The sequence below is a fragment of the Anaerobacillus sp. CMMVII genome (assembly GCF_025377685.1).
Classification (GTDB): Bacteria; Bacillota; Bacilli; order Bacillales; family Anaerobacillaceae; genus Anaerobacillus.
Map to the genome: position 1 here is coordinate 618,494 of NZ_JACEHK010000001.1, position 21,818 is coordinate 640,311.

The 21,818-nt window shown below is 38.9% G+C and carries 16 protein-coding genes; all 16 read left to right on the forward strand.

All coding sequences use genetic code 11. The features are described from left to right. Positions 1 to 7 precede the first annotated feature (7 nt). The 16 genes from H1D32_RS03395 (at position 8) to H1D32_RS03470 (ending at position 21,786) form a co-directional block, all read left to right on the forward strand. On the forward strand, positions 8 to 3,202 hold the full coding sequence (locus H1D32_RS03395; RefSeq protein ID WP_261176746.1) for a DEAD/DEAH box helicase: 3,195 nt from the start codon (positions 8 to 10) through the stop codon (positions 3,200 to 3,202). Between the two features lie 27 nt (positions 3,203 to 3,229). Continuing rightward, positions 3,230 to 3,967, forward strand: coding sequence for a DUF2161 domain-containing phosphodiesterase (locus H1D32_RS03400; protein ID WP_314733328.1), 738 nt, complete (start codon positions 3,230 to 3,232; stop codon positions 3,965 to 3,967). Next, on the forward strand, positions 3,954 to 4,691 hold the full coding sequence (gene truA / locus H1D32_RS03405) for a tRNA pseudouridine(38-40) synthase TruA (RefSeq protein ID WP_261176748.1): 738 nt from the start codon (positions 3,954 to 3,956) through the stop codon (positions 4,689 to 4,691). Before H1D32_RS03400 ends, truA begins: the two co-directional genes overlap by 14 nt. Positions 4,692 to 4,878: 187 nt before the next feature. Next, on the forward strand, positions 4,879 to 5,079 hold the full coding sequence (locus tag H1D32_RS03410; RefSeq protein ID WP_146950016.1) for a cold-shock protein: 201 nt from the start codon (positions 4,879 to 4,881) through the stop codon (positions 5,077 to 5,079). 103 nt (positions 5,080 to 5,182) lie between these two features. Further along, a complete protein-coding gene (locus H1D32_RS03415; protein WP_314733329.1) occupies positions 5,183 to 5,884 on the forward strand; it encodes a response regulator transcription factor in 702 nt (233 codons plus the stop codon). Further along, on the forward strand, positions 5,877 to 7,268 hold the full coding sequence (locus H1D32_RS03420; protein WP_261176749.1) for a HAMP domain-containing sensor histidine kinase: 1,392 nt from the start codon (positions 5,877 to 5,879) through the stop codon (positions 7,266 to 7,268). Before H1D32_RS03415 ends, H1D32_RS03420 begins: the two co-directional genes overlap by 8 nt. A gap of 487 nt (positions 7,269 to 7,755) precedes the next feature. After that, positions 7,756 to 9,951, forward strand: coding sequence for an MMPL family transporter (locus H1D32_RS03425; protein WP_261176750.1), 2,196 nt, complete (start codon positions 7,756 to 7,758; stop codon positions 9,949 to 9,951). Positions 9,952 to 10,320: 369 nt separating this feature from the next. Beyond that, complete coding sequence (locus H1D32_RS03430; protein ID WP_261176752.1) at positions 10,321 to 12,033, forward strand: GAF domain-containing sensor histidine kinase; 1,713 nt, start codon at positions 10,321 to 10,323, stop codon at positions 12,031 to 12,033. A 20-nt stretch (positions 12,034 to 12,053) separates the two neighbouring features. Next, positions 12,054 to 12,692 (forward strand): response regulator, encoded by a 639-nt coding sequence (locus tag H1D32_RS03435; RefSeq protein ID WP_261176753.1) that lies wholly within the window; start codon positions 12,054 to 12,056, stop codon positions 12,690 to 12,692. A 128-nt stretch (positions 12,693 to 12,820) separates the two neighbouring features. After that, positions 12,821 to 15,247 (forward strand): S8 family serine peptidase, encoded by a 2,427-nt coding sequence (locus tag H1D32_RS03440; RefSeq protein ID WP_261176754.1) that lies wholly within the window; start codon positions 12,821 to 12,823, stop codon positions 15,245 to 15,247. Positions 15,248 to 15,934: 687 nt separating this feature from the next. Further along, positions 15,935 to 18,424, forward strand: a complete 2,490-nt coding sequence (locus H1D32_RS03445; protein ID WP_261176755.1) for a S8 family serine peptidase — start codon at positions 15,935 to 15,937, stop codon at positions 18,422 to 18,424. A gap of 93 nt (positions 18,425 to 18,517) precedes the next feature. Beyond that, positions 18,518 to 18,793, forward strand: a complete 276-nt coding sequence (locus tag H1D32_RS03450; RefSeq protein WP_261176756.1) for a DUF6407 family protein — start codon at positions 18,518 to 18,520, stop codon at positions 18,791 to 18,793. Positions 18,794 to 18,819: 26 nt separating this feature from the next. Beyond that, positions 18,820 to 19,428, forward strand: a complete 609-nt coding sequence (locus H1D32_RS03455) for an SAM-dependent methyltransferase (RefSeq protein ID WP_261176757.1) — start codon at positions 18,820 to 18,822, stop codon at positions 19,426 to 19,428. Positions 19,429 to 20,015: 587 nt separating this feature from the next. Continuing rightward, on the forward strand, positions 20,016 to 20,525 hold the full coding sequence (locus tag H1D32_RS03460; RefSeq protein ID WP_261176758.1) for a helix-turn-helix transcriptional regulator: 510 nt from the start codon (positions 20,016 to 20,018) through the stop codon (positions 20,523 to 20,525). 11 nt (positions 20,526 to 20,536) lie between these two features. Then, positions 20,537 to 20,677 (forward strand): helix-turn-helix domain-containing protein, encoded by a 141-nt coding sequence (locus H1D32_RS03465; RefSeq protein ID WP_261176759.1) that lies wholly within the window; start codon positions 20,537 to 20,539, stop codon positions 20,675 to 20,677. A gap of 47 nt (positions 20,678 to 20,724) precedes the next feature. Next, positions 20,725 to 21,786, forward strand: a complete 1,062-nt coding sequence (locus H1D32_RS03470; RefSeq protein ID WP_261176760.1) for a PTS sugar transporter subunit IIC — start codon at positions 20,725 to 20,727, stop codon at positions 21,784 to 21,786. Positions 21,787 to 21,818: the final 32 nt, after the last annotated feature.

Here is a 21,818-nt window from a genome sequence, read left to right on the forward strand (position 1 = left end):
ATGGTCAATGAATATCAAACTAACTCATAAACTAATCAAAGACATGTGCGGTCTCGTCTCCTTCAAGAAAGGGGACTCTTTTCATCGCGCAAAAAAGGTGAGCATTGAAACAGTCAGTTCGAACCGTTGCGAAGCGATTGTGAAGGGAAACGAGGAGTTTCATGTAACAATTGAAACAACAGGCAATAGGGAACTGCAGACAAATTGTAGCTGTCCTAAGTTAGCTTCTTATACTCGTGATTGTCAGCATGTCGCTGCAGTTTTACTCGCATTATACGATGCACAGCAAAATGGTACGATCCTCCTTGATACGCCTAGCACTTTAACGGATGGTTTACTCACACTTTTCAGTGACCAGCCACTTAAGTCCAGCGAGCAGCTTCACTTTGAAAAAAGGAAACTGCTTGCAGCCGAGTTTTTGATTGAACCAGTTTCCCTTGCGAAGGGGCAAACGTTGTTTGGAGTGAAAATTCGGGTTAACCAAACGGTCATAGCAAATATTCGTGAATTTCTAAAAAAAGTTGAAAGAGGGAGCCGGTACTCGGTATCTCACTTTTTTCAATATGACCCAAGTCAGCATTGCTTTCAAAAAGAAGCGGATGCTGTTCTTTGGCAGCTCATCCAGGTAATTGGGGATGAAAAAGTTTATCTTGATAATTTACCGGTAAAAGCTGCTGAAAATCAAAAAGAAGAAACCCTACTGATCCCCCCTTCTTCGTGGGATAGACTTTTTCCTTTTCTTGAGCGTACTTCTTTCGTTACACTAGAGGTGGACTCTCAGTTATATAATGGTGTTCGTTATTCAAATGAACCGCTAGCTCTACAGTTTACCTTTTCTGAGGGCACAAGCAAAGAGTATCAGTTGAAAATCCATGGTTTAAAGCATTTAACTGTGCTTTTGCCATATCACCTTGTCATTGCTGGTGGGAACCTTGTTAAGCTAAAGAGTGACGACTGCAAACGGCTTGCAGAGTTAAAACAAATGTTAGCAGTTTCTGGTACCAATCAAATTCCGATTTCACAAGAGCAACTACCATTTTTCTTAGAAAAAGTAGTTCCGGGATTACGCAAGCTTGGTGAGGTTAGCATTGAAGCAGCAATTGCCGAGCTCATGCTAATTAAAACGCCTTTAAAAGCCAAACTCTTCTTAGATCGTGTCAGCAATCGCTTGCTAGCAGGAGTGGAATTCCATTATGAAAATAACGTCATTTATCCACTGGAAACCGGTAACCAGCGACTAGCGCCTCACCTATTCCGAGATTTAGAAAAAGAAGAGATAATTTTAGAACTCTTAGAGGAAAGTGGCTTTGCCAGAACAGATGGCGGTTTCTTTATGCATAATGAAGAACTAGAATATCAATTTTTGTACCATGCTGTTCCACACCTCGAAAAGCTTGTTCAAATCTATGCGACATCAGCCGTGAAAATCAGGATTTTTAGAGGGAATACGCCGCCACAGATACGGGTAAAGGTCAAGAAAGAACGAACAAATTGGCTTGAGTTTAAATTTGAAATGGACGGGATACCTGAAACACAGATCCGCGAGATATTAGAAGCACTAGAGGAAAAACGTAAGTATTACCGTCTGCCAAATGGTGGTTTGCTCTCTTTGGAAACAAAGGGGTTTGCAGAGATAGGACAATTTTTGCAGGCTGTCCCAAACCGTTTGGAAGAACTTGAAAAGGGGTTAAATGTCCCGATTGTTCGTGGACTTCAGCTTATCGATGTTGGTGAAGGAAAGCAGACATTTACATTTGAGGAATCCTTCCGTGAATTCATTGATAGACTCCGCAACCCGGGAAGCCTCCAATTCCCTTTACCAAAGAGTTTAGAGCCAATTTTACGCGATTATCAAAAGCAAGGGTTTACTTGGATGAAAACACTCGCAAGCTTTGGGTTTGGCGGCATTCTTGCTGATGATATGGGTCTGGGAAAAACACTTCAAAGCATCACATTCATCGTTTCTGAACTTGCTGAAATCCGCAAAAAGAAGCATCCTACCCTAATTGTCTGTCCATCATCACTGACCTATAACTGGCTAAGTGAATTGAATAAATTTTCACCTGAGCTACAAGCTGTGATTGTTGATGGTCAGAAAAAAGAGCGGCTGAAAAAGTTAAAGCATCTACCTGATGTCGATGTGGTTATTACTTCTTATCCAATTTTACGAAAAGATATCAGTGAGTTTGAAAAACAAATGTTTCACACGGTGTTTTTTGATGAGGCTCAAGCATTTAAAAATCCATTCACGCAAACAGCACGATCCGTAAAGAAAATTCAAGCAGATCATCGTTTTGCTCTCACAGGTACACCTGTAGAGAATTCAAGAGAAGAGCTCTGGTCAATTTTTCATGTTGTCTTTCCGGAACTTTTCTTAGGCTTAAAGGAATATAGCTACCTGACAAGTGAAGCAATCGCCAGGAGGACTCAACTATTCTTGCTACGTAGAATGAAAGATGAGGTCTTGTCTGAGCTTCCGGAAAAAATTGAATCACTTGAGCGTGTCGATCTCCTCCCTGATCAAAAAAAACTTTATGCTGCGTATTTAGCAAAGCTAAAACACGACACCTTGAAGCATCTTGATAAAGACACCTTAAGAAAAAATCGGATTAAAATTCTTGCCGGGTTAACTCGGTTACGACAAATTTGTTGTCACCCAGGTTTGTTTGTTGATGGTTACCAAGGAACCTCTGCAAAATTTGAACAACTCTTTCAAATTTTAGAAGAAGCAAAACATTCTGGTAGAAGAGTGTTGATATTCTCGCAATTTACGAAAATGCTTGAGCTCATTGGGAGGAGACTAGCACTCGAGGGACTACCCTTCTTCTACCTTGATGGACAAACTCCCTCAGAAGAACGAATAGAAATCTGTAATCGTTTCAATAGTGGTGAGCGAGACCTGTTCTTAATTTCTTTAAAGGCTGGCGGTACAGGACTCAATTTGACAGGCGCTGATACAGTCATTCTCTATGATTTATGGTGGAATCCAGCCGTTGAGGCTCAAGCAGCAGATCGGGCTCACCGGATCGGACAAACCAATGTGGTTCAAGTGATTAAACTTGTAGCCAGAGGAACCATTGAAGAAAAAATCAATGAACTGCAAGACAAAAAGAGGCATCTCATTGAAGAAATCATTGCCCCTGAAGGGAACAAGGCAACAGGACTCACTGATGAGGACATCCGTGAAATATTAATGATCTAAATAAGCATAGTAATGGATGTGTGTAGAGTGAAGGAAAAACGACTCGAAGTAGATTTATATAGGCCAATACAAAGCTATTTTCAGAAATTAGGCTTTCAGGTATATGGAGAGGTCAATGATTGCGATATTGTTGCGGTTAAGGATGACGAGGTAATTGTTATTGAATTGAAACTTTCTTTAACGATTGAGCTGTTGATCCAAGCAACGAACCGACAGCGCTTAACAGATCAAGTCTATATTGCCATCCCAAAACCAAAGTATAAATTACGATCCAAACGTTGGGCCGATCTTTGTAATTTATTAAAAAGACTAGAGTTAGGTCTGATACTTGTTTCCTTCTCAGGGAAACGTAAGAGTGCAGAAGTTATGTTTCAGCCAGAGCAAAGTCAAAGGATTCGGGTAAATAAGCGAAAAAGACAAGCGCTACTGACCGAAATCAATGGTCGAAGTGCTGATTACAACGTCGGTGGTAGTACACGTACAAAGATAATGACAGCCTATAAAGAAAACTGTATCCAGATTGCTTGCTACCTTGAGCTGCAGGGGCCGTTATCCCCTAAGGCACTAACAGAGCTCGGAACAGGTGCAAAAACGCCTTCTATTTTAACGAAAAATTTTTACCGCTGGTTTGATCGAGTCAAGCGAGGGGTCTATGTGATTAGTGAAAAGGGAAAACAAGATCTTAAGGAATACCCAGAGCTTGTGTCTTACTATTTAGAAAAGATGGTACAAGTCAACAAAGGAGAAGACGATGAACAATTATAAGTTGCTGATTCAATACGACGGGGGCCGCTATAAAGGCTGGCAACGTCTTGGTGGTAACGAAAATACGATTCAAGGGAAAATTGAAGCGGTCATCACTGAAATGGTTGGGAAAGAGACGGAAATCATCGGCTGCTCGCGGACAGATGCAGGTGTCCATGCGCTTGCTCAAGTTGCAAATTTTAAGAGTAGTGTGAAGTTAACGCCCGAGGAGGTAAAGAGTTACTTAAACAAATACCTACCGCAAGATATTAGTGTTGCTGATGTTAGCCTAGTTCCTGAACGTTTTCATGCTCGTTACAATGCTAAAGATAAAACATATATGTACAAAATTTGGAACGAGGATTATCTCAACCCATTTATGCGAAAGCACAGTATGCATATTGAGAAAAAACTCGACGTTAATCGGATGAAAAAAGCTGGTCAATACTTTTTAGGGGAGCACGACTTCACAGCTTTTTCAAATGCAAAGTCGAAGAAAAAAACGATGGTTCGCGAAATCTATGCCGTTGATCTTGAACAAGTCGGTGGTTTTATTGAGATCAGAATCTGCGGTAACGGATTTTTATATAATATGGTTCGAAAAATGGTCGGCGTCTTGATTGAAGCAGGTCAGGGGAAAATAGAGCCAGAAACAGTTGCGACCATCTTAGCTTCAAAAGAGCGAAATCAGTTAAATTTTATGGCAGATCCCAGTGGGTTGTATCTTGAAAAAATTGAATACTAGGCAAGTGATTAAATTAATAAAATAAATACTGTTTGCTTTCCCTCACATCTTCTGTTATGCTTAGGAAGAATTATTTTTGTTCGGTCTGTAGGAAAAGCAAAAGTATTTAAACTTTTCGCCTTTGATATCTAATTGAGCATTGATAGTAACAAATGTGGATAGAATATCCACCCAGGAGGAAACACACATGCAACAAGGTACAGTAAAATGGTTTAACGCAGAAAAAGGATTTGGATTTATCGAAACAGCAGGTGGAGAAGACGTATTCGTACATTTCTCAGCTATCCAAGGCGAAGGATTTAAATCTTTAGACGAAGGCCAAAAAGTTACATTTGACACAGAACAAGGTCAACGTGGACTTCAAGCTACTAACGTTAACAAAGCATAATTTTGAAAGGACTCTAATTCTAGAGTCCTTTTTTTGTTGTTCATTCATAATTTGTTCATATTAGTTTGGTAGGATTTCTTTGACCTAAGGTAAAGGAGCAAACATGATGAAGAAAACGTTAAAGGTATTAATTATCGAAGACGACCCGTATATTCGTGATATCATTCGGTTATATATTGAAAAACAAGGGTATACCGCAGTTGAAGCGCAGAATGGTGAAGAAGGCTTGCAAGTATATTTTGATGAAAGTCCTAATTTTATAGTCCTTGATATCATGCTCCCTGAAATGAGCGGGTGGGAAGTGTGCAAAGAAATTAGAAGAGACAATCTATCCATTCCTATCATCATGTTGACAGGAAAAGGTGAGAGCTATGATAAAATCAAAGGCTTAAATTTAGGCGCTGATGATTATATCGTCAAGCCATTTGATCCTAACGAATTAATTGCACGTATCAAAGCGGTTTTACGAAGAACGAACTTTGATGAGGGAGGGGTTGAGGTTATTCAACTTCCTTCGTTGTCAATCGATATGAAGCAGTTCAAAGTAAGTAAGGGTGAGGTTGAACTGATTTTAGCACCAAAAGAACAAGAATTACTTTATTTTTTTGCGAAAAATCAAAATCAAATTTTTACACGCCAGCAATTACTAGACCAATTATGGGGCTATGAATTTGATGGGGACCCAAGAACGGTCGATGTCCATGTGAAAAGGCTCCGTGAAAAGCTAGGTGATCCTTTAAAAGAATGGTCGATCAAGACGGTGTGGGGCATTGGCTATAAATTTGAGGTGAATTTTGATGAATAGAAAAGGGATTTTTACGAAGCTATTTGTAACAAACATGGTCATCGTGTTAGTGGCTTTTGTGTTTTTTTGCTCGATCTTTCTATATCTATTTCATCTAAATCTCTACGAGAATTATGAAGAAATCTCTGAGCACTACGAGGAACTGATAAAGGACCATATTCTACTACTAGATGAAGTAGGGTGGGACAATGAGATCGTCAGGTCTTCGTTTGAACTAAGTTTTAACCAGTTAGGTCGAAACATCTTTCTCTATGACTCCAATGGCCAGCTTCTTTATTATCCGAATAACCCAAATGTGGTGGAAGTTGATCGCTCTATTATTGTACAAGCGGTAAGCGGGGAGAAGTTCTCTAAAGGAATGAGAATTGAAGAGGGCCTGATTTATGTCATAGCGACTCCATTAAAAATAGATGCAGAGTCTGCGAGAGAGTATGTGATGGTCATGAAATTTAATGAAGTCAATCATGAATATAAACAATTGATCTTTATGATTTTCATTACCTTCTCTATTACGATTGCGGTTGCGGCCATTATTTTATGGCTTACATCTAAAAAAATGACCGCACCTCTTAGAGAAATGAACCATGTCGCCTTAAAGTTAGCCAAAGGAAATTTTACAGAGAAAGTGAAGGTTCGCTCAAAAGATGAAATTGGTCACCTAGGTGAGACGTTTAATTACATGGCGAATGAATTGGCTAGCCTAGAGCAAATGAGAAAAGACTTTATGGCAAATGTCTCTCATGACCTTCGTTCGCCGCTGACTTCAATTAAAGGGCTATTGGTCGCTTTTCTAGATGGTACCATTCCAAAGGATCAAACGAATTATTATTACAAAGTCATGAAAAGTGAAACCGAACGTCTTATCAAGCTTGTGAATGACCTCTTAGATATGACACAACTAGAGGCAGGACAAATTCAACTAAAACCTGATTCGTATAATCTAACAGAACAAATGCGGTTGGTCATGGTGAAAATGGAACCGCAATTAGTAAAGTATCAACTTGATATCGAATTACTTAGCGAGGACGACGACTTGCTTGTTGTTGCTGATGCCGATCGAATTGAACAAGTGTTGATAAATCTAATCCAAAACGCTATTCAACATTCGCCACCTAAAAGTGTAATTAAACTTCTAATCGAAAAGCAAGGCGACCAGGCTGTCATAGAGGTTGAAGATTTTGGTAGAGGCATTAAGACTGAGGATATTGAAAAAATTTGGGAGCGTTTTTACAAAACAGACCGAGCTCGTTCTAAGAAGGTAGGAACCGGTATCGGCTTATCAATTGTAAAATCAATCCTCGATTTACATCATTCAGGGATTGAAGTTCGAAGTGAAGTGAACCGAGGAACGATGTTTACATTTAGACTTCCTCTTTCTAAGTGAGGAAGAATGTAGATTCGGAATGCTTTTCAAGTTTTCAGCCTGATCCTTTCCATAGAGCGCGGTTGACATAGGTTCGGAATGCATATCTAGTTTTCAACCTGATTTTTTCTGAACTCAACCTCATTCAATTAACGCCACGTAGCATTTGTTATCCTTCATACAGAGTACCACTTAAAAATAGACATGGGTGATTATGTACATTCTTAAACTGTTAAAAATGTACATCGATATATTGACATTTACACCTGAGCTATAAGGTCATTTGATTGGGTGAATGGGGAAACTCGGGAAAGTGACGTTCTGAGAAGTGAATTGGGGTTTTAGAACTGTAATTCTCGGGCGCTAATCAGAGCTAATGGAATTTTTAAATTTAAGGAACTGAAAAAAATGCTTTACTCCCGTTGTTCATTTTTTGTTAATAATTTATTGCTACTATAGGAAAGGTCATTAGTTTGAAAGTACACTAGGAAAGAAGGAAGAGAGAAGGATGAAAAAGTTAGCTGAGTTTTCTTCAAACAGAAAATGGATGTGGGTTGTTTTATTATTATGGGTCATAGTCGCGGGCGCACTGAGTGCAGCTCCTTCGGCAAATGATTATACGGTCAATACTGGTGACGATGATTTGCCGCAAAATGCCAAATCAGTCATCGCGAGTGAAAAGGTCAATTCATATTTTACGGAAGACAATGGGCTCCTGGCCTTACTTGTTTTTCATAACGAATATGGTTGGGATGAAGGGAGCTATGGCGAGATTGATAAGGTGAGTGAATGGTTGGCCAGTGACGTTAATGGGCTGGAAACGATTCAATCAACGATCCCATATCATATTTTTCCTGGTCATGCGAAGTCAGCCTTTCAATCAGAGGATAAAACTACGGTTGTCCTACCTGTGATGTTATATTCTGGATTAGAAATGTCTGAGATTAATGACACGGTAACTTCTATTCAGGAAGTTAGTGATCAGGAGATGGCAGTTGGGGCATTGAAAATTACCGGACCAGCCGGGATTGCCTCAGATACGATTGCCATTTTTTCTAATGCGGATTTAGTGCTGCTATTTTCGACAATTGGGTTAGTTCTTGTCTTATTAATTTTGATTTACCGTTCGCCTTTATTAGCAATTATTCCATTAGTCGCTGTTGTGTTTGTGTACCAAGTAGTTGACCGGGTCCTCGGCTTGTTTGCCGCAAATGAGGTGTTCTCAATTGAAACACAGTCGTTATCGATTGTGATGATTTTGCTATTCGGGGCTACCACAGATTATTGTTTATTCGTTTTTTCTAGGTACCGTGAAGAATTAAGAAAGCAAGAAAGTAAACACCTTGCCATGAAGGAAGCGATGGAAGAAGTTGGAGAACCAATTTTCTTTAGTGGTGCAACTGTATTTGCGGCTATGCTAGTCTTACTTTTAGCAGACTACGGTCCTTATCAGAACTTCGCCTATGTTTTTGCGATTACGATTGCGATAGTTTTACTAGCTGGGTTAACGTTAATTCCAGCGTTGTTCACAATTTTTGGACGTCGCTCGTTCTGGCCTGTAATACCAAAGGTTGGAGAGGAAACATTAGCAAAAAATCGTTTCTGGGGAGCTGTCGGTACTTTTGTTACTAAAAAACCAAAGCTTGCTGCAGGGGTTGTATTAGTAATCCTAATTATCAATGCTTTGAATGTTACTACGATCCAATATTCTTTTAATCTTATTAATTCATTTCCAGAGGATATGAAGTCACGGATTGGATTTGAACAATTAGAACAGAGTTTTCCAGCAGGTGAGCTTGCACCTGTGACAGTTCTACTAGAGAAACAAGAAGGCTTTCTTTTAACAGACGAGGAATTTGACGCAATTGAGACATTGAATGAGAAACTCATAAGTCTTGATGGAGTCGCAACTACTTCGTTACCAGAGCGTGAAGCGTTGCAAACCGGAGAAGTTCACGGAACTTCATTGTACTCAGAAGATCATCAAGCGCTAAAATTTAATTTAATCCTCTCTGACAATCCCTACACACTCGAAGGATTAGATACGATGGATCAATTGAATGAGGTACGTGAGGAACTCCTTAGCGCAAGTGGTCTAGAAAATTACCAGCTATACTTTGCTGGACAGTCAGCAAAGCAAGCAGATGTGCGCCAACTAAACAATCGAGACACGCTGGTTGTTGTTATTACTGTCACACTAATTATCTTTGTGATGCTAATCTTCCATTCGCGCTCGTTAGTGGCGCCAATTTATATGATGGCGACGATTTTACTTTCGTATTTTTCAGCGTTAGGGTTAAGTTGGTTTGTTTTTGAGAACTTCTTCGGATTTGAGGGCATGAGTTATCGAATTCCGCTATATGCATTCGTCTTCCTTGTTGCACTTGGAGTTGACTACAACATCATGTTAATTTCGAGAATACGTGAGGAAACACGTCATTTTAATATCAGAGAAGCTGTTCAACGTGGGGTGGCTTTAACTGGTGGGGTAATTTCATCGGCTGGTTTAATCTTAGCAGCCACCTTTGGGGTCCTAATGACGCAACCAATTTTGGAACTATTTATGTTTGGTTTTATCGTTAGTTTAGGGATTTTAATGGATGCCTTTATTGTTCGTGGTGTTCTTGTCCCTGCTATCGTGACACTATTGAAAGGTTGGAATTGGTGGCCTTCAAAAAAAAGAGTCCCTCAAAGGGAACAATAAGTAGCTACTACTAAAGTACTAGCAGGATATATCATATGAGGAATTGTCATATAAAGAAAAATAAAGTTTAATATAAGAAACGATAAAATCGTTTTCCGGCAATTGGTCAGTGCTTTCATTAGACCAGTGCCGGTTTTTTTTGTGCGAAATAGTTCTTGGGAAAGTTATAGAAGCTTTCCAGTTGTTTTAGGGTAGTCATTCTTTTTGAAACTTATTAGTTTCTTATTATTCTAAATATTTATATAATAGAGCTAAACTAGGTAGGGGGGATGTTTTATCAATCAAGCTTATCTACAAAAAAAGGAGCGCTACGCCAATATCTATATGGCAGCAATCTCAATTCTCGGTTTTTTGGCTGTTGTAATCAGTATGTTTTACATTGAACTAAGTCATTATTACATTATTTTTATTTTACTTGTGAGCTTTTTGGCGGTAACAGAATATTATCCATTCCCTGTATGGAAAGGATTTACGACCTTAAGCTTCCCAATTATCTTTACGATTGACCTTGTTTATGGACTTCCAGTATTAATTGTTGTCTATGCGTTGATTGTTCTAGTGGTTAACATTCTTCATAAGCGCCCGCTTCGAGTGGTTTGTTTTAATCCGGCACAACTTATTTTAAGCTATCTAGCCGCTAAAGGATTGATGGTGCTAATTTTTGAAGCATTTCCGGTATCTCGTTCAATCACTGATTTTGCATTTATCTTAGAAATTATGTTTGTTGTTTCCTTATTTTATATAATTAATAATTTATTAGTGGATATAGTTCTGTTGATCCGCCCGCAACCTTATCCTTTTGCTTTATGGAGAAAAAAGACGTTAACAGAACTAATTAGTTTTGTCTTTTCTATATCCTATGTGATCTTACTTTTTTTCCTTGGCGGACAAAATCGAGGTATTATTGATGGTTTTTCTTTCTTTTTCTTCTTTTCACCGCTTATTGGTTTATCGTTATTAGGAGCGAGTAATTCAAGATTAAGAAAGGAAAAAAATCGTTTAAAGACGCTTTTTTCCATTACGAAGCAGTTAAATAAACAGTTACCATCAAAAGACTGGGTTAGTTCTTTGCAACATGGTACTAAGGAACTTCTAGGCGTTGAAGCAACTTTGCTCTGGATAAAAGAGGATGAGAAATGGGAGTTGGTTCTCGTAGAAGGTCGTGTCAGTAGGAGTGAAGATTTAGCTCAGCAAGATTTCGAAACAATCAACAGGCCAACAGTTTTTCCAGATCACCGCAAAGAGTTTGGTCCAGTCAACGAATATTTTGAAGAAGGATTAAAGACTTCCGTATATGCTCCTTTGTACTTTGAAAATGAGCTAGTCGGAATGTTAGTTGTTGCCCGCAGTAGAACGCATAGCTTTAATGAGGAAGATGTTCAGTTAGTTTACGCACTCGCCAATCAGTTAGCTGTAGTAGTTAAGACGAGACTGTTAATCTCAGAACAAGAAAAACGCATCGTTCTAGAAGAACGTAATCGAATTGCTAGAGAAATACATGATGGCATCGCTCAAACTTTAGCAGGTGGAATCATGAAGCTTGAAACTGTAAAACGTAAATGGCATCTTGCACCGGAGCGATCGGTAGATTTTATTGACGATAGTCTTGGGAAATTACGCCAAAGTCTTAAAGAAGTAAGAGATGTTATCTATGCCCTCCGCCCCCTCCCAACTGAGCATGTAAGCCTGCAGCAAGCGATAAAAAAGAGGATAACTACTTTAGAAGACGAGCATGGCCTAGCAATCTCTTTCCATGTCAACGGAGAACCAATTGTTCTAGCTAATCAGGTTGAAAAAGTCATGTTTGAGACTCTGCAAGAAAGTTTACAAAATGTGATCAAGCATGCCGATGCTACAAAAATTGAAGTTCAGTTAAATTATCAAACCGAACATGTTCTATTGAAGATTAAAGACAATGGAAAAGGTTTTTCATTAATGGATGCAATGATCAAAGCTCGCAATGATGCTCATTTTGGGATTATGAGTATGAATGAGGAAGCGAAAAAAATTGAAGCATTTCTTCAAATTGAAAGTACTCCTGGAGAAGGAACAATGATTATTTTAAAGGTTCCAAAGCCCTAGAGAAGAAGGAGGGATTTTACTTGATTAAAGTGATGTTAATTGATGACCATACAGTGTTACGAGATGGCTTAAAAAGTATTTTTGAAATGGAAGATGATATTTCTGTGATCGGTGAGGCAGAATCAGGTGAAGTTGCCCTAGAAGAAGTCCCGAAGCTAATGCCAGATGTTATTTTAATGGATATCAATTTACCAGATCAAAATGGCGTTGAAATCACAAGGCAAATTAAAGAGAAATACAAAGACATCAAAGTGTTAATTTTAACGATGCATAGCCATGAAGAGTATTTTATGTCTGCGATTAGAGAAGGAGCAGATGGATACCTTCTGAAAGATGCTCCTTCTGAACAGGTAGTGGAAGCTGTTAGAACAGTGATGCGCGGTGAGGGGGTTATTCATCCCTCTATGACTAAGAAGCTATTAACCTTCCACCAACAGCAAACGACTGCAACAAGAGAAACGGAACTAACTGAGCGAGAGAAAGAAGTGCTTACTTGCTTAGTTCGTGGCTTGAGCAATAAGGAAATTGCCGAACAGCTTTTTATTAGTGACAAGACTGTAAAAATTCATGTTAGTAAAATTTTTAAAAAGATTAATGTAAAAAGTAGATCGCAAGCGGTCATCCATGCGATCCAACATCAAATCGTACCAACGCCATAATTGCATAATACAAAGGTAGTAGTACAGAACAGTACTTCTGCCTTTTTTTTTATATCTTCTGAGTAATAGTTATCTATTTTATAAAAAGGGATAATGGAACTAAGAAAATAGTAAGGAGGAGAAGTTTGGTGAAAAAGTGTTTATCCATTTTTATAGTCATACTACTTTTACTAGGTCCTAGTTTGCCACAGACTGTTACTGCTACGATTCAATTAGAGGAGACTGTCATCGATCTTGAATTGTTAAAGGTATTAGAAAAAGTTACGACACCTGTAGAAATCCTTGTTACTTTTGACGGAGATAGTGGACCAACCATTGAAAATATTGATTTACTAAAAAAACTGGGGATTGAAACGGGCGTCACGTTTCAAAACTTCCCAATCGCAGGGGTTCTTGCGACCGCAAAACAAATTGACCTACTTAGCAAAGAAAAAGATGTTCGGTCTTTGTACTTAAATAGTAAAGTGAAATTCGAAAATAGAGAAGCAACTGCAATCACTGGTGTTGATAAACTTCGAACGGATGATACATTGAGGAAATTAAATGGAGGCCAACCTGTCTCTGGTAAGGGCGTCACAGTTGTTGTTAATGACAGTGGCGTTGATGGTACGCATGAAGATCACAAGTTTGGTGATCATCTAGTTCAAAATGTTTTAGCGGCTACAAATCTTAATTCTTTAGTTGGGATTTTGCCGATTACCTATGTAGAAGGGGTACCGAATACGGATACTAGTTCTGGGCATGGGACTCATGTTGCGGGAATTGTTGGTGCTACCGGAGCTAAATCAGGTGGAAAATATGAAGGAGTGGCACCTGGTGCTGGCTTGATTGGATATGGCTCTGGTGCTGGAGTTGCTATTTTAGATACGATTGGTGGTTTTGATTACGCCCTGACCAATCAGTTTAAGTATGACATTCGGGTTATCACGAATTCATGGGGAGCAACCAATGATGCAGGAACTGACTTTGATCCATATCATCCTGTAAATGTCGCTACAAAAAAACTGTATGATCGTGGAATTGTAACGGTTTTTTCAGCTGGTAACTCAGGGCCGGGAGAAGCGACCATTACTGGAAATTACAAAAAAGCTCCGTGGGTGATCACGGTAGCAGCTGGTACGAAACAAGGGAAGTTAACGAACTTTTCATCGCGAGGACAAATCGGTAAGGGTGGGACAGTTACTGTTGATGGTGAACTATGGACATGGGAAGACCGTCCAACAATTACTGCTCCAGGAGAAGATATAGTCTCCACTCGTGTTATTTCTCCGACAACTGTTTTAGGTGCGACAAAGGATTTGGAGCTTATTGAGCCTGCACATCTACCTTACTACACGACGATGAGTGGTACCTCAATGGCAGCTCCGCATGTTGCTGGAGTTGTAGCCTTACTACTTGAAGCCAATCCTACCTTATCGCCATTAGAAGTGAAGCAAATCATTGAAGATACGGCGACAAATATGCCAGGGTATGCCGCCTGGGAAGTTGGGGCGGGTTATTTAAACGCCTATGCAGCAGTAGATCAAGCACTTACAGGAAAAAAGTATGGGCAAACTGTGAATGTAAATCAAACATTCAATTCGAATGTGAGTATGAACACGACACGAGAAGCGTTTTCGTTGGAGTATACACCAATATTAGGTGGTAGCTATTCTTTTAATGTCGGAAGCGGTCTTACCGAGTTGGTGGCACGCATTAATGCCAAAGGTCTATTTGGTGAAACAGGAAACACTGTAAGTCTGACCTTGGTCGATCCAGATGGAAATGAATATCGATCGGGCATACCAGTTTTATTCACACTTACAACTAGTAGAACCGTGCAAATCCCTGCTCCTCAGCCTGGCAAGTGGACAGTAAGAGTAGATGGTCTAAACGGGATTAGTCTTCCAGAAACAATCCATGGTGAATTATCCTTTAGTAAGGCAGGACATTTTACTGGGTTGGACGATATTGAGAATCATCCAGCAGAAGCATCCATCAAAGTTGGGGTTACTCACCGACTATTGGATGGGTATCATAATGGAAAGTTTCGTCCTGACCGTAAATTAACGAGAGCTGAGTTAGCTCAATACTTGGTTATGGGCGCAGGTGTGCGTCAAAGTTTGGGTAAAAATACGGATGACCCATATATTGGTGCAGTTATTGCTAAAGGAGCAGCCTTACAGGATGTATTTCAATTGAATGACGGTGTCATGCGTTTAGCAGCTAGCGGAAGCTTCAATCCAAGTGGTTCCGTGACACGAGCAGAACTAGCTTATTCTTTGGTGCAGAGTTTAGGATTACAACAACAAGCTCAAAGTCATAGTGGCGATGTTACGGTTCTGTATGGTGATAAGCGTATAAAGATTGAAGATAGTGGACAAATACCAGAAGAGCTGAGAGGTTATGTTCAACTTGCGCTTGACCAAAACATTCTTAATGCTACATTTACGATAAGCCAAGGAAGGTTTGATCTTCTTCCAACAGTTCAAGCAGTCTTTAAGCCAGAAGAGACAATCACTCGTGGCGATTTTGCTGTAGCAATCACAAGATATTATGCGACATACTTGAAATAAATAAAATAGGATAATCGAGTGTGAAAACGAATGTTTTTGCACTCGACTTTTTTATTGTTGAAATTATATGTTTTTTCATCTGTTGATTGCAAAAAACGAATAATAAAAATAGGAGCTATACTATACGTCTTGTTACAAGGATAATTGCATTTAAAAGCCTATTGGCGTTCCAAACGCGTTCTTTGGAACATAAATTCTGCATTTTAATACCTTTTGGAGTTCCAACCGAGCTATTTGGAACATAAATTCTGCATTCTAATGCCTTTTGGTGTTCCAACCGCGTTTTTTGGAACATAAACCCTGCATTTTAATGCCTTTTGGCGTTTCAACCGTGTTCTTTGGAACATGAATTCTGTATTTAAAAGCCTTTTGGCGTTCCAACAGCGTTCTTTGGAACATAAATTCTGCATTTTAATGCCTTTTGGCGTTATTACCACATTACGCCTCCAAGGTGTGTCATAAGTAGTTTAGTATTCTAAACGACCACGTAAAAGAGGGGCACGTCCCTGATCCAAAGCAAGAGGTTAGGGTCAGGTTACCTTAATAGCCTACACCCCCTAATCCTTTTGTACGACGGAAAATAGTACGGTTACAAAATAGATTACTACCTTTGCGTAATAGTCAGAAACCCCTGATTTTTAGATAATTGGGATAAGGAATCTAATTCATGTTAAAGGGGATGAAGGTATGAAGCGCAGATTTTTGCAACTACTGATCGCACTGTTAGTGATTACACCTTTTTTTAGCGTAGCAGCACCGCAGACGAATGCGATTGGTGGTCTACTAAAAGGAACATTAGGAAGTCTGAAAACAACCGTCGATCCAGAGCTAGAAAAACTATTGAGTACAGATTTTGGATTAGCGGAAGTCATTGTAACTTTTCACGGAGATAGTGCACCGAGTAAACAACAGATTAGTCTATTAGATAAACTGGGAATACAAACTGCTTCATTGATGAACAATGTTCCGATTGCTGGAGTACTGGCAACCAAAACACAAATCCAGCAATTAGCAAAAAGTGAAGAAGTACGCTCGCTTTATTTAAATACAGAACTACAATACTACAATGCTGAGTCAACAGACATCACCGGGGTAACGAAAGTAAGAACCGACGACCAAATGCGTAAAGAAAATGGTGGTTTTCCAGTTTCGGGGAAAGGCGTAGGCGTTGTTGTCAATGATAGTGGTGTCGATGGAACGCATGATGACCACAAGTTTGGTGAAAATCTTGTTCAAAATGTTCTAGGAACAACAAACTTGAACGCTCTTAGCGGTCTACTTCCAGTTACGTATTTAGAAAATGTCATAAATACTGATACCAACTCAGGTCATGGGACACACGTAGCTGGAACAGTAGGTGGTACCGGGGCAAAATCTGGAGGGAAATATGAAGGTGTAGCACCAGGAGCAAAACTGATTGGTTATGGTTCTGGGGGAGCACTATTTATTTTAGATGGCATTGGTGGCTTTGACTATGCGATTACCAACCAAACGAAGTATGACATTCGCGTAATAACAAATTCATGGGGTTCCTCAGGAGAATTCACCCCTGATCACCCTATCAATGTAGCTAGTAAGAAAGCTTATGACCGTGGAATAGTTGTCTTATTTGCAGCAGGAAACGAGGGTCCTTCAGAAAATACTCATAATCCATATGCGAAGGCTCCTTGGGTTATTTCGGTAGGTGCTGGAGTGAAGGATGGAACGCTTGCTAACTTCTCTTCTCGTGGAACGAAAGGGAAAGGTGGCACATTTACAATGGATGGGAAAGAATGGACGTGGAAAGACGAACCGACAATTACAGCTCCTGGTGTAGACATCATTTCAACTAGAGTCATTGCTCCATTATCGGCCTTATCTGCGGATAAGGATGTTGAATTAATTGAACCAGCTTACCTACCTTTCTACGCTTCAATGAGTGGCACATCAATGGCAACTCCACATGTTGCTGGGATTGTGGCTTTAATGCTTGAAGCCAATCCACTTTTATCGCCTGATGAAGTAAAAGATATTTTGCAACGAACAGCAACAAATATGCCAGGTCGTGAAGCATGGGAAGTTGGGGCAGGTTATGTAAATGCTTATGCAGCATTAGAGGAGATTTTTTTTTACACAGGTGAGTACGGGAAAACGCTAAATAGTTCCCAGACGTTTCATAGTAATGTGAATGTTTCTGTAGCGAGAACAGACTTTTCCGTTTCATTTAATCCAGCAACACTGACTTCTAATCACACTGAGTTTGAGGTTCAATCTGGTATGTCAGGAATTGTTGCTCAAATAGATGCAAGAGGAATCCTAGAAGAAACAGGAAATCCACTTAACCTTGTTCTAATCGCACCGGATGGGACAGAGTATAGCTCAGGAGTAAGTCTATTATTTCCGTTAGAGTTTACTCGGACAGTTTCTGTCAGTAGTCCACAACCTGGGACATGGAAAGCTGAGATTCGTGGGCTACGTGGCGATGAAGTAAATCCAATTGGAATTGGATTGCCTGAAGAAGTCCAAGGAACACTTGCTTTTTCAACGGTTACTGGTTTTACTGGTCTAAGTGATATTGCCGGCCATCCAGCCGAATCAGCGATAAAACTAGGGATCAATGAACGACTGTTTGATGGATTTGCGAATGGTAGCTTTCAACCAGATGCTAACCTTCAAAGGAAAGATCTAGCCAAATATCTTGTCATGGGAGCTGGGATCCGTCAGTCTCTGAAAGGAACATCTTTTTCTGATGTAAAGGGAGAGGATCTACCATTTGTTAAAGCAGTGCTCGCAAACGGTTCAGCACTTCGAGATAGTAAGCAAATCACAAATGGTGTGATGGTTGCTCCAAATGGTAAATTCAGTCCGAAGGGAAAGGTCTCACGTGAAGAACTCGCGTATTCACTCATTCAAAGTTTAGGCTTACAAGACTTAGCCTTAGCACATGAGGGGGAAATTACGGTTCAACATGGAAATGAGCGCATCCTACTCGAGGACCAAGACCTGATTTCACCTGACTTAAGAGGATACGTACAACTATCTTTGGATCTAAATATTTTAAATGCCTATTTTTCAGTATCACAGGAAAAATATGATTTGAGCCCTACGATACTTGCAACATTTAAGGCAAATGATACAATTACACGTGCAGACTTTGCAGTGGCGATGACAAGATTTTACCATGCGTATTTAAAGTAATCGTAAAAGCAAACCATTCATTTGGTTTGCTTTTCTGAGTCATAATAATTAAATAGTCTCTCGAATTGCATAATAAAATTGAAAGGGGAGTAAATGGTGACATTACACAAATTTGTTCAGGATACAATCGAAAGCATGAAAGATTTTGATCCGAATAACCGTGATTGCCTTAAAAAAGTAATTAGAATCGCAATTGATGATTTTAAATTTTCTTCGCAGGAAAAAGTTGAAGAACTAAACGGTCAAGAGGTTTTATATATAGCATCTGTTGTCGAAGAAAACTTACTTTCTAAAATCGCTACATTAGCTAACGAAGAAGAAGTATCAGTAGAAGCTGTCTACGAAGGACATGTGGTCAGAAAATATTAGAAATAGGGTTAGATATGGTGAAAATTATGAAAGAACATTATTACGATAAATTACTAAACATTAAAACTGCTGCAGAAATAAAAGGAATCCATAAATCCTATCACTACCACCGCTATGAGCCGACCCCATATAGTGCTCTAGAAGTACTTTTTCAAAACTACGAATTAAGTAGCAATGATCGGATTGTAGATTTCGGCTCAGGTAAAGGGAGACTTAATTTCTTTATTCATTATTTATTTCAGGCTGCAGTTATAGGCGTTGAAATGAGCGAAATCTTTCACCAAGAGGCGCTAAAGAATAAAACGGATTATCTAAAGAGGTCAAATAAAAACAGTAATAAAATTCAGTTTTGCAATTGTTTGGCTGAGGAGTACGAGATACAGCCATTGGAGAATCGCTTTTACTTTTTTAATCCCTTTTCAATTCAGGTTTTCATGAAAATCATTCATAATATTCTAGAGTCTGCCGACCATTCAGCACGTGAAATCGAAATAGTTTTGTATTATCCATCCGAAGACTATATTTATTATTTAGAGAGTTATACCTCTTTCAAATTAAAACGTGAGGTCAGACTCCCTGATTTGTATGAGAATAATCAGAATGAGCGTTTTTTAATCTATCATTTGAGCGATTGACAGTACTACAAAAAAAGAAAAATTCGCGTTTCAGATAGACATTGTTGAAAAATTTAAGGACAGAGATTCCTCTATTTGTGAAAAAAACACTATTTTTAAACTTTCGCGGACACCAAGGCCGCTATTTCTTATTAAACGGTAAAAAATAGAGGATGCAGGCCTAAATAGTGGATTCTCTGTCCGCGAAATCAAAAATTTTAGGCTATTTTAAAAATAAGGTCTCCTGTGTCCGCTTAATTTATTGCTTCTGGAATGACATCTGTATTTTAACCAAAAAGAAGTAATTCCCACCACTCCTTTTTAACACTTCATCAGCATGTTTCACAATGCTATTACACAAGAGCCGTATCGAGGCTTTTGTGTTTTTTTTTATTATTTCTAAAACTTAATCCTTAAAAAAACAAATGTTACGTAATTTGGAAAAGTACCCAATATTTTTATTACAATTTTTTTGTAACTATTAAAATTTTATTTGAATTCTATTTTTTTTGTGCTATGATTATTTTTGTCGAAAAAGAAAAGATATTGTAGTTTGTGATTTTTTTTTATTTTTACTTGTAACCGATTACACGGGAGGGGGAGAAAACGTGCAAGGTAACAATGCGCCATTATTTAATCTAGCAATTCGAACAGCAGACATGCTTGTGAAGATGTTTGGAGATCACTGTGAAGTCGCAGTTCATGATTTTTCTGATTTAAAAAGGTCTTTAGTTCATTTAGCTGGGAATGTTACCGGTAGAAGAATAGGGTCTCCAATAACTGATCTTGTTTTGACGGAGCTAAGGAAACATCCATCTGAAATCGAGGATATACCAAACTATAAAACTCAATCAGGTAAAGGTATAACGATGAAGTCATCGACTGTTTTTCTGCGTGATCACAATGATCATGTAATAGGTGCACTTTGTATCAATTATGATATTTCGTTGATGATGCAATTCGGGGCAGAAATACAAGAGTTTATTAATTTTGATGACAGCGAAACAAAATCTGAGAATTTTTATTCGACGGTACAGGATGTCATTCAAAATATGGTTGATCAAGTTTTGGTAGGTTTTAAGAAGGCACCGTCAGTACTGAGCCTTGAAGAAAAATAGAATGTGTTCGTTTGCTAGAGGAAAAAGGAGCATTCTTAATTAAAGGCTCTACAGAGTACTTAGCTACAGTTCTTGGAGTCTCAAAGTTTACAATTTATAATTACCTTCAAAAAATAAGAACCCAAAACGAGTATCAATTGGAAGAGAGATAAAAAATAATATTTTACTAGGTTAGTAAACATCTAAAGGGAGAGTCATCATGGATATTTTAAAAGGAACAGCACTATTATTATTGGTATTAGGACTATTTTCATTATTTAGCTTTAAAGCACCTAAAGGAATGAAAGCCATGGGAGCGCTAGCGGGTGCAGCAGTTGCTGCCTTCTTAGTTGAGGCGTTTCAGCTTTATGTAGGTGGAGATTTATTAGGTTTTGCATTTCTAGGCGAAGTAGGAGAAGCTGCAGGAGGTATGGGTGGAGTTGCCGCCGCAGCGCTTGTTGCTCTTGCTGTAGGTGTATCACCTGTATACGCACTGTTACTTGGGGTTTCTGTTGCAGGACTAGGTTTATTACCAGGTTTTATTGCCGGATATGTAGTAGCATTTCTAGTAAAACAAATTGAGAAAAAAGTACCTGGTGGACTTGATCTTATTGTTATTATTATCGTTTGTGCACCACTTGTTCGTTTTATCGCAGTAAGTATGAAACCGGTTGTGGACGCAACATTATTAAACATTGGTGGAATTATTACAGAAACAGCTACAAGCAATCCTATTTTAATGGGAATTATTCTTGGTGGAGTAATTACGGTAGTAGCTACAGCGCCTTTAAGTTCAATGGCCTTAACGGCGATGCTCGGTTTAACAGGAGTACCTATGGCTATTGGAGCTTTAGCAGTTTTCGGATCATCATTTATGAACTATGTGTTATTCGATCGTATGAAGTTTGGAGATAGAAAGACAACGATTTCTGTGGCTATTGAGCCATTAACACAGGCCCACATCATATCTGCGAATCCAATTCCAGTTTATGTTACGAACTTTATTGGTGGAGCAGGAGCGGGTGTTATTGTTGCTACGTCAGGATTAATTAATAATGCATCTGGAACAGCTACACCAATTGCAGGTCTAGCAGTAATGTACGGTTTTAATGATCCTATGAAAGTTACGATTATTGCATTATCGTGTGCTCTAATTGGTACAGCGAGTGGTTTCTTAGGTTCATATCTTTTTAGGAATTATAAAATTAAAACTGTTGACCAATTAAAAAAAGCTGATGATAAAGATGTTGTAATCGAAGATACCCAAAAGGTTGCTGTATAAACATCACGATAAGTACATCTAAATAAAGGAGC

What these genes read in the sequence shown, in the direction of transcription:
- H1D32_RS03425 (WP_261176750.1), top strand. Translation starts at nt 7,756, where the DNA reads ATGAAAAAGTTAGCTGAGTTTTCTTCAAACAGAAAATGGATGTGGGTT.
- H1D32_RS03415 (WP_314733329.1), top strand. Translation starts at nt 5,183, where the DNA reads ATGATGAAGAAAACGTTAAAGGTATTAATTATCGAAGACGACCCGTAT.
- H1D32_RS03430 (WP_261176752.1), top strand. Translation starts at nt 10,321, where the DNA reads ATGTTTTACATTGAACTAAGTCATTATTACATTATTTTTATTTTACTT.
- H1D32_RS03445 (WP_261176755.1), top strand. Translation starts at nt 15,935, where the DNA reads ATGAAGCGCAGATTTTTGCAACTACTGATCGCACTGTTAGTGATTACA.
- H1D32_RS03470 (WP_261176760.1), top strand. Translation starts at nt 20,725, where the DNA reads ATGGATATTTTAAAAGGAACAGCACTATTATTATTGGTATTAGGACTA.
- H1D32_RS03455 (WP_261176757.1), top strand. Translation starts at nt 18,820, where the DNA reads ATGAAAGAACATTATTACGATAAATTACTAAACATTAAAACTGCTGCA.
- truA (WP_261176748.1), top strand. Translation starts at nt 3,954, where the DNA reads ATGAACAATTATAAGTTGCTGATTCAATACGACGGGGGCCGCTATAAA.
- H1D32_RS03420 (WP_261176749.1), top strand. Translation starts at nt 5,877, where the DNA reads ATGAATAGAAAAGGGATTTTTACGAAGCTATTTGTAACAAACATGGTC.
- H1D32_RS03410 (WP_146950016.1), top strand. Translation starts at nt 4,879, where the DNA reads ATGCAACAAGGTACAGTAAAATGGTTTAACGCAGAAAAAGGATTTGGA.
- H1D32_RS03450 (WP_261176756.1), top strand. Translation starts at nt 18,518, where the DNA reads ATGGTGACATTACACAAATTTGTTCAGGATACAATCGAAAGCATGAAA.
- H1D32_RS03395 (WP_261176746.1), top strand. Translation starts at nt 8, where the DNA reads ATGAATATCAAACTAACTCATAAACTAATCAAAGACATGTGCGGTCTC.